The sequence below is a fragment of the Neobacillus drentensis genome (genome assembly GCF_036965245.1).
GTDB lineage: Bacteria > Bacillota > Bacilli > Bacillales > Cytobacillaceae > Neobacillus > Neobacillus drentensis_G.
Window position 1 is genome coordinate 1 of sequence record NZ_JBALPG010000074.1, and the last position, 8816, is coordinate 8816.

Annotated in this window: 7 protein-coding genes; 4 read left to right on the top strand and 3 right to left on the bottom strand. The window is 37.4% G+C overall.

What is annotated here, in order from left to right:
* Window positions 1–48: 48 nt before the first annotated feature.
* Window positions 49–2007, bottom strand: coding sequence for an electron transport protein (locus V7150_RS16005; RefSeq protein WP_335520259.1), 1959 nt, complete (start codon window positions 2005–2007; stop codon window positions 49–51).
* Between the two features lie 158 nt (window positions 2008–2165).
* On the opposite strand from V7150_RS16005, the gene V7150_RS16010 reads away from it, so the two are divergent.
* A complete protein-coding gene (locus V7150_RS16010) occupies window positions 2166–2459 on the top strand; it encodes a hypothetical protein (RefSeq protein WP_335520261.1) in 294 nt (97 codons plus the stop codon).
* Between the two features lie 124 nt (window positions 2460–2583).
* Here V7150_RS16010 and V7150_RS16015 read toward each other — a convergent pair whose 3' ends face one another.
* Window positions 2584–3171 carry a branched-chain amino acid aminotransferase gene (locus V7150_RS16015; protein WP_335520263.1) on the bottom strand — a complete coding sequence of 196 codons (588 nt, stop codon included), beginning with the start codon at window positions 3169–3171 and terminating at the stop codon, window positions 2584–2586.
* Window positions 3172–3446: 275 nt separating this feature from the next.
* Between V7150_RS16015 and V7150_RS16020 the strand changes: the two genes are divergently transcribed.
* Window positions 3447–4364 carry a TetR/AcrR family transcriptional regulator gene (locus V7150_RS16020; protein WP_335520266.1) on the top strand — a complete coding sequence of 306 codons (918 nt, stop codon included), beginning with the start codon at window positions 3447–3449 and terminating at the stop codon, window positions 4362–4364.
* Between the two features lie 129 nt (window positions 4365–4493).
* Here the strand turns inward: V7150_RS16020 and V7150_RS16025 are convergent, their stop codons facing one another.
* Window positions 4494–4979, bottom strand: coding sequence for a PaaI family thioesterase (locus V7150_RS16025; protein WP_335520270.1), 486 nt, complete (start codon window positions 4977–4979; stop codon window positions 4494–4496).
* Window positions 4980–5067: 88 nt separating this feature from the next.
* Between V7150_RS16025 and pepF the strand changes: the two genes are divergently transcribed.
* Both pepF and V7150_RS16035 read left to right on the top strand, forming a co-directional pair.
* Complete coding sequence (gene pepF / locus V7150_RS16030) at window positions 5068–6882, top strand: oligoendopeptidase F (protein ID WP_335520274.1); 1815 nt, start codon at window positions 5068–5070, stop codon at window positions 6880–6882.
* A gap of 207 nt (window positions 6883–7089) precedes the next feature.
* Window positions 7090–8769 (top strand): hypothetical protein, encoded by a 1680-nt coding sequence (locus tag V7150_RS16035; RefSeq protein WP_335520277.1) that lies wholly within the window; start codon window positions 7090–7092, stop codon window positions 8767–8769.
* Window positions 8770–8816: the final 47 nt, after the last annotated feature.

Sequence of the window (8816 nt, forward strand, 5' to 3'; positions counted from 1 at the left end):
AAATAAAAAAGTCAAACGGCCATAAGGACTGTCTGACTTTAACTTAATTTATTCCAATGTTAATAAATATTTAATTAAAGCATCTTGTTCTTTTGCAGAAAAACCTGTTGAAGCATCTACCCAATAGTTATGACCTTCCCCTGTTACATTTGCCTTCATTAAATCTTCCGAGGATTTGTTTGCTTTTATTATTTGATTCCTCAAATTTTTATCCACTAATGCCCGTAAACTGTTAAACGGATCAGGGAAACTGCCTTTATTTAATGTTCCCGCCATTCCTAATTGAGTTTTAGTGTTTGCTCCAACTGCGACACCTCCATCATGCAAATATGGGGCAGACCAATAAAGGCCAAGAAGACTAGGAACTTTATATCCTCCTTGAGTATTTCCAATTCCAAATGCAAGATTAATTTGCTTAGGATCTAATCCTTTAGTCGGGACCTTAATCACTTGCGCATTTTTTGGAACAGGAACAGGTGTATCAGGTGAATAAATGACAGGATCTGTTAAAAACTCCCCAACTTTCCTTAATCCTCTCGCACGCGTAGGCTCTGTACCAATTTCTTCAACAGGAATAATCTGGTTATTTGTATAATAACTTCCTGCATGACAGGAAATACAGGACGCTTGTTTAAATACTCTTTTACCTAAATTCTTTTCCTCATCTGACACCTTGATTGGTGCCTTCGGGGGAACAAGCGTATTTTGAAAGGCTGACATTGCATTATTTTGTTCCCCTACTTTTGTTCTTGGCGAGCTAACAATAAGCCCATTTGGTGAAATAAGAGAAGACCTCGGATAGGTTGGTAATTTAATCGCTTTATTTACACCAGGAACATCAGGAGTTGGATCTACTTTAGCGAAAAATACTGAAGGCTTCATTCCTTTATTAGGTTCATATCGATATTTAGGACTTGCAGCATTCTGCAAAATAGTTCCTAGGTATACTTCTTTGTCGATTCCAAGGAGAGCTCGACTTGCTTCAGTAATAGTCGTCAAATCAGAACCTTGGGCATGAACAGCATTATTTAAAGCACTTAACCCTTTAAACGGTCCAGCCGTTGCAAATCCACTCCAGCTATACGAATGATCTCCTAATGTGAAAGAATCAGGGATTTGCGTCGGATTGCTAATAAAGTCACTAGTAATATCAAAGTTTCCCTTCGGCCATTTGAGCAAACTTTCATCTACAGCTGCTTCAAAAGCCTTTGGGTCCGGTAACGGTTCTTCTTTTCCTTCACTCGTCAAAACAGTTTTGTCAAGGTTCTTTATATATTCCTTTAAGGACGCAATTTCAGTTCGTGCAAAATATGCCGATGTATTCGTTCCTAATGCTAGGAGAAGTCCAAAGTTTGCATCGGTATTCACAGCTCCTTCGATAACCATCTTGTTAACCGCGTCAACCGTAGCATGGCAAGCTGCACAGCTTAGGCCAACTTTTAACCTTCCTTCTGAGCTTACAATGGGTAAACCAAGAACTTCGTTAGAACCTTTTGCAACATCAAATCCTGTATCAACTTTTGTTCCTCTATTAAATGTTTTCCCTCCTATCGTTACAGTTTCATCTAATTCGACCCGCAAATTCGTCGTGCCCTTACCGTTTAATTCCTTAATCGCCTTTTGAAAATTTTTAATTTTAAGAGGTCCGTTAAAAGCGCCAAGAATATCACTTAGAAAGACTTCATTTCCAAATGTCTCTTCATAAAAAGCTTTTCTTCCTAATTTTAATAGGTTCTCATCAATTTTAACCGCTCCATTTTTGGGAGATAACAACCTCCGTCCTTCTTCTGTTGGTAATAATTCATTGGCCTCTTTTTGTGAAAAGGTTCTCCCCCAAAGATCATATGCTGGTTTATTCTCATCTTTTTCCGAAGTTTCTGTTTCAGGTTTTAATATTTGATCATCAGTGGGAATAAAAGCGTATCCCGGCTTTAAATAATAATGTAGAGAAGCTCCTGATAAAGAAAAAGTAACACCCAGTACCACCAGCCATTTTTTAATCTTCATTCATTAGCCTCCTTTGTAGAAAAACAACACAGAAAACACACATTTAATATCCCATTGATTAAAAATAATATTCTTTATCAATAATTACTGTTAAACAGGCTTATGATAATTTTGCATGGACATACTAATTAAGTGAATAATGCCAGGGAGGAATTCATTTGCCTAATAAATTTAGTGGTTTTAGCAATGAGGCAGCTATACAAACAAAAATGGAAAATGCGTGGGTTAATACATGTGGTGCGTGGGAAAATTGCAACCAAGAAACCATTCAATCCTTTCTTAATCAATGCCTCGATAATAATATCGACCCGCAGTACTGCATGAGCTGGGTCGAACAGCATATGGATCAAATACCCAATTGGAAAGATGTTTCTGAAGTATCTCTTGGATGGATAAACCAACACACTTCAACTGGTTCAGCTATTTCGGTTAAAGAGCAGGATTTAAGTTGATTTATAAAGATGAAAACGGGAGGCCTCTTTAGCCTCCCCTTGAACTGCACAAATTAATTTTAATTTAATAGACATCAATTCAAATCTTTATAGTTGTTGAAAAGATAAAGATCCCAGATCATTATTATTTCCCTTCAACTGCTTCATTCAGTTTAAACAGGAAACGATAAATTAATTGGAATGCTTCATCAATTGTTATTTCTTCAGTAAAACCCTCAACAAAATTTAAAGCAAAATTCAAATTCCATAAACCATCCTCATGACTAAAGATTAAATCGAATTTTGCTTCATCACCATGTAAATTTACATCCAGCAGTTCTTTTAATACTTTTTCAAATTTCTTCTGAAGCTTTAAACCTAACATAACATCATATGTGCCAAATACATCATCTGCTTCTAATGAAATGGCATCTACATTTACTAAATCAAACCATTTCGATTCTAAATAAATAAACTCATTTTTATGCTTTTTCAGGTATCCAACCGGTTCAGATAAAAACGCGGATGATTCATTCCTGATCATACTTTCTGTTTCTTTATCACAACGTTCAATATATGCATCTTCAAATCGTGTGCTGGCATCTTTCTTCACAAATTGAACCTCTTCAACCAAATTATAATTTTTGAGATAGTCTATCTCTTCTTCGAATAATATGATTGAGTCATCTTTTTGATTTACTCGTATGTATTGTATAATTTTATCTTTTAACATGTGAAAATCCTCCTAATATAACTTCATCCATTAATATTGAGTTTTTTTTAATAAAAATGCAAATTATTCCTTGAAAAATTCACTAATCGTATCATTAAAAAAGGAGAAATGACGATAATAGTCACCTCCCTTTTGGAAATTAAATTCCCTTAAAATATACTGTCAATTTTATTATTTCAATCCAAAAATCTGAATATTTATGGATTTGTCAAGGTTTCTAAATTAAGGTAGTATAAATTTATACAAGGGGTACAAAACAAACTAAAGGTGATTAAATGTACAATCGGAAACAGCATGTCATCAAAATGGCACATCAACTATTTATCGAAAAAGGTTTCCAGGCAACGTCTATTCAAGACATTCTAGATTATAGCGGGATTTCTAAAGGGACATTTTATAATTATTTTTCATCAAAAAATGAATTATTAATTGGCATCTATCAAACTATTTACAAGAAACTGGAAATGGATCGAAACGAATTACTTGTTGGCCAAAACCCTGCAAATATTGAGATTTTCATTAAACAACTTGAAATGCAGATGATTACGAATAGAAAAAACAAGCTGATTGCCATTTATGAAGAGGTAATGGCTTCGAATGATGCTGACTTAAAGCAATTTATCCAACAAAACCGGTTAAATTCGCTTCGTTGGCTATACCGCAGGTTCAATGATATTTTCGGTGAAGATAAGAAACCATACTTGTTAGATTGTGCAATCATGTTTCAGGGCATATTGCAGCAAAATGTACAATATAATCGAAGGGCTCATAAATCGGGTGAAAAAATCAGTTCTGTGGTTCGTTATAGCGTTATGCGTTTGATGAAAATGGTTGAAGAGGTATCAGAATCCGGTGATCAATTGCTCGAACCGGAGCTTTTGGAAAAATGGCTTCCAAACTGTTCGAAAAATAATCACGGATTTAAAAATCAACTTCTCCAGGTATCTGGATCATTACGGAAAGCGATTTCAAAAAATTTACCTATTGAAGGTGAAAAAGAGAAATATATTGAACTATTAGAATTTATCCAAGATGAATTACTGCATTCAACTAAACCGCGTAAATTTTTAATTGAAAGTGCTCTTTCAAAAATGCATGGTTGTTCTTTTTGGAAGAAAGAACTCCAACAGTTAGAACAGCTGGCGGATGATTATTTTATGCAAGTTGAAATAGAAAAAACCCCTAATCAATAACAGATTAGGGGTTTTGGTTTGGAAAAGGCGCGCAGCGAAGCAAAACGAATCAGTTAATTAAGTCAAGTGATAATATATTTTTCATTACTTTGAATTTATGGATTCTAGCTATGCTCACACCGCCTTTTATTATTCTTTTTTCAAAAAAGTATTCGGCATGACAACAGCAATAACTTCTCCACGTGCACAAAGGCTATCATTTGCAAAAACTTCTGTCTCCACTTTAAACTTTTTCGGATGAATTTCATGGACAGTTCCTATTGCTTTTAATGGCACACCGTGTGGAGTAGGCTTTAAAAAGTTGACATTTAATGATGCAGTCACAAAGCGTGGGGGCTCTGCCCCTTCACCTGGTTCATGACCATTCTTTCGATGCAGTGCCAATGCTGCAGAACCTGTTCCATGGCAATCAATTAACGAGGCAATTAACCCGCCATAGACAAAACCCGGCAATGCTAAGTGCTCTGGTTCAGGTAAATAAATCGTCACTGTATGCTCCCCTTGCCACCCCGTTCGAAAATGATGACCCATGTCATTTAACCGCCCGCAGCCATAACACCAGGCAAAATCCTCAGGATACTCATCTTGAATGGCCTTTACTACCTTTTCTTCCACAGTAACTCCCCCTTTTTCAGAAAAGTATAACATATTTAAGTTCATATGAGATAATATTTAGTAGTACGAAAATATAGGAGGAGATCCGATGGTAAAAATGGTTGAAAAACGCCTCACTCGCTCAGAGGTTCCCGAAGATCTTAAATGGAAACTGGATGATCTTTTCCCGTCTGAAGAAGCTTGGGAAGCTGAACTAGAATTGATAAACAAAGAAATTGCGCAGTTTACCAGATTTAAAGGGACATTACATATTGGTTCAAAAGCATTATTAGAATGCTTATGTGCACAAGAACAGCTTACAATGAGAATCATTAAAGCATGGACATTTGCAAACCTGAAACAATCCGCAGACGGGACAGATCCAGTAAATCAGGCGAATGCAGCAAAATTTTCTGCCTTACGCACAAAAAGTATAGCTGCATTATCGTTTATTGATTCCGAGATTCTTGCTCTTGAAGATGGAATTATTGAAAAATACCTCGAAGAAGAACCTGAGCTTAAGGAATTCCAGAAATATCTACTAGAGCTTCTTGAAATGAAAAAACATAAATTATCACCAGAAACAGAAGAAGCACTGGCTGCACTTGGTGATTTGCAAGGTGCACCCTATCAAATCTATCAAATGTCTAAGTTGGCCGATATGGAGTTCTCACCCATTCAGGATGCCGATGGAAAAGAGCTTCCTGTATCGTTTGCCTTGTTTGAGAACCGTTACGAGTTTTCAGCGGATACGGATGTCCGCAGAAAGGCATATAACTCTTTCGTTTCAACTCTAAAGCAGTACAAAAATACAATGGCCGCAACGTATGCTGCTGAGGTAAATAAACAGGTAACCCTTGCACGCTTACGTAAGTATGAGTCTGTCACCCACATGCTGCTCAAACCACAGCAGGTTACGCTAGAAATGTACAACAATCAGATCGATACTATTTTTACAGAATTGGCGCCGCACATGTGCCGCTTTGCGCAATTAAAGAAAAAGATTTTAAGGCTTGATCAAATACTTTTCTGTGATTTGAAAGCACCATTGGATCCGGATTTTAATCCAAAAACAACTTATGAGGATGCGAGATTTGTAATCTTAGAATCTTTAAAAGTAATGGGGCCAGAGTATTGCAATATTATTGAAAGAGGCTTTAATGAAAGTTGGGTGGATCTAGCAGATAACGTCGGGAAATCAACGGGCGCATTCTGTTCGAGTCCATATGGTGCCCATCCTTACATCCTTATCACCTGGCAGGATCATATGCGCGGATGTTTCACACTGGCTCATGAATTTGGTCATGCCGGTCATTTCTACCTAGCGAATAAAAATCAGCGGATCATGAATGTCCGTCCATCATTGTATTTTATCGAAGCACCATCGACGATGAATGAAATGCTTTTAGGGCAGTATTTGCTGGCTAATAATGAAAATACGCAAATGCGCCGTTGGGTTGTTCTACAGCTGTTGGGTACGTACTATCATAACTTTGTCACACACCTGCTCGAAGCGGAATATCAACGAAGAGTCTATGCCTTTGCTGAGGAGGGCAAACCGCTAACTGCTAAAGTTTTTAGTGAAATAACGGGTGCTGTTCTTTCTGAATTCTGGGGAGACACCGTTGAAATCGATGAAGGTGCAAGCCTAACCTGGATGCGTCAGCCCCACTATTACATGGGATTATATCCATACACTTACTCTGCCGGCTTAACTGCATCGACTGCAGTTGCCCAAATGATTCAGGAGGAAGGCCAGCCAGCCGTGGACCGATGGCTTGAGGTCCTTCGTGCCGGTGGAACAATGAAGCCTCTTGAGCTTTTAAAACATGCTGGAGTGGATATGTCGAAACCAGACCCGATTAGAAAGGCAGTCTCCTATGTCGCTTCCCTTATTGATGAGTTAGAACGTTCTTATGAATAATTAATGAATAAAATAGGAGGAGGTCTCTTGTGTTTAACCGTTTGAGACCTCCTCCACATTTTTTATTCCTGTATTATAAAAATTATCTTAAATTTACATATTAGGCTTTTTGAAGAATAGAAACCAATTTTTAGTGAAACTTTTTCTGTTGGTAATCCGTATATTTATCAGAATGTATTAAAGTACAAAGTTGAAAAGGAGATTTTTATGGGAAACATAGTTTTATTTACGCTGATCATTGGGATTGCTTCTGCCCTCATTCTTATACCGTTTTATAAAAATGACCAGCTAAGTAAGAAAGAAAGTAAACATATAAAGTCAGGAATAATCATAGCGGTGGTAGTTATATTAATACCTGCTGTTTTTGCCTTCTATTATTTTAGTAATTTTGATAGAAACCTCTCCTCTTTATGGCCGTTAGCGATCCTTCTTACCGCAGGAGGAGCCGTCCTATCGAAAGGAATGGAAAGAAAGATAAAAGGCTTTTTATTCGTAGTTAGCCTTATCGCGGGAGGCTATTTCCTATCCGCCTTTATTTTTAATGCTGACGAAAAATATGAAATTGCCAAAATGGATCAAAAAGTGGAAATCAAGACCTTTGATGAAACAGAAACACCTGCAAGCGTTCCGCCGCAGTTTGCAAGAAACAAAATGAAAAAAGCTTTCGGTCAAGTCCCGAATACTAGCTACTACGAGCTTGGAAATTTGCAAATTCAAAAAGTGAACGGAGAATATGTGTATATTTCTCCGGTTGAATTCTCAGGCTTTTTTAAATGGTGGAAAGGGGATCAGACACCAGGTTATTTTTCCTTAAGTGCTACCGATTCTTCTGCAAATCCTAAATTCGTCAAGTCAGAAATGGTTTTCACTCCTTCTTCTTTCTTTAATAAAAATATCGAGCGGCATATGCGCATGAAATATCCGAAGAAAATTTTCTATGGAGACGTACAATTAGAAATTGATGAAGAGGGAAAACCGTTTTATATCCGTTCCTACGGTAAATTTATTTCGGCACGTAATGGATTCGATGTTGAAGGTATCGTTGTAGTCGATTCGAAGACCGGAGAAACGAAGGAATATCCTTTAGCATCGGTCCCGGATTTTATTGATGGCGCCGTATCACCTGAGACAGTTAGTCTGCAAAACAGCTACTTTGGGAACTTTGTCCATGGATTTTGGAATAGCAAATTTGGCAAATCCGATGTAAAGCTTCCGTCGGATGAAGGTACGGAGGCAAATGTTAGTCCAATTTTTGGTGAAGACGGGGTGATGTATTATTTCACCGATTTCACAAGTCCAAAAGAAGGCGTTGACTCGATGCTCGGCTACTCATTGACCAACGCAAGAACGGGTAAAGCGACCTATTATACCGGGAATCCTGACCAATCCTACATGGATTCGCAAGGAGCTTTGCAGATCATCGAGAAGAAATTTATTGAAAAGAAATGGCATGGACAAATGCCAATTCTCTATAATTTCTATGGAGAAGCAAGCTGGTTAACGCCTGTATTGGATTCCAATGGTTTTCTGCAAAATTACTTTATCGTCTCTGCAGCAAATCCGGAAATTTCCGTTTATGGTGTCACTCCAAATGAAGCGTTAAAACAATATAAGACAGCCTTACAAAGAGGAAAAGGTACAGTCGACGGCAGTTCGAAAGCTGAAGACAAGCAAATATCCGGAACAGTCCTAAGAGTCTATAAAGAAAAATCCGGAGATTTCACAGTTGTTTCATTCCTATTAGACAACCAAAAAAATTACCTTATTTCATCTGAAAAAGCCCCGTTAGCAATCTATTTAAAAGAAGGAGATAAAGTAACGGTTCGCTACCTAGAAACAGGAGAAGAATTCCTCCCTGCGAAAACAATTGAAATCGAAGGACTATAAAAAGGAACTAACCTTTATATAACGAATAAAAAAGGATGAACTGAAAC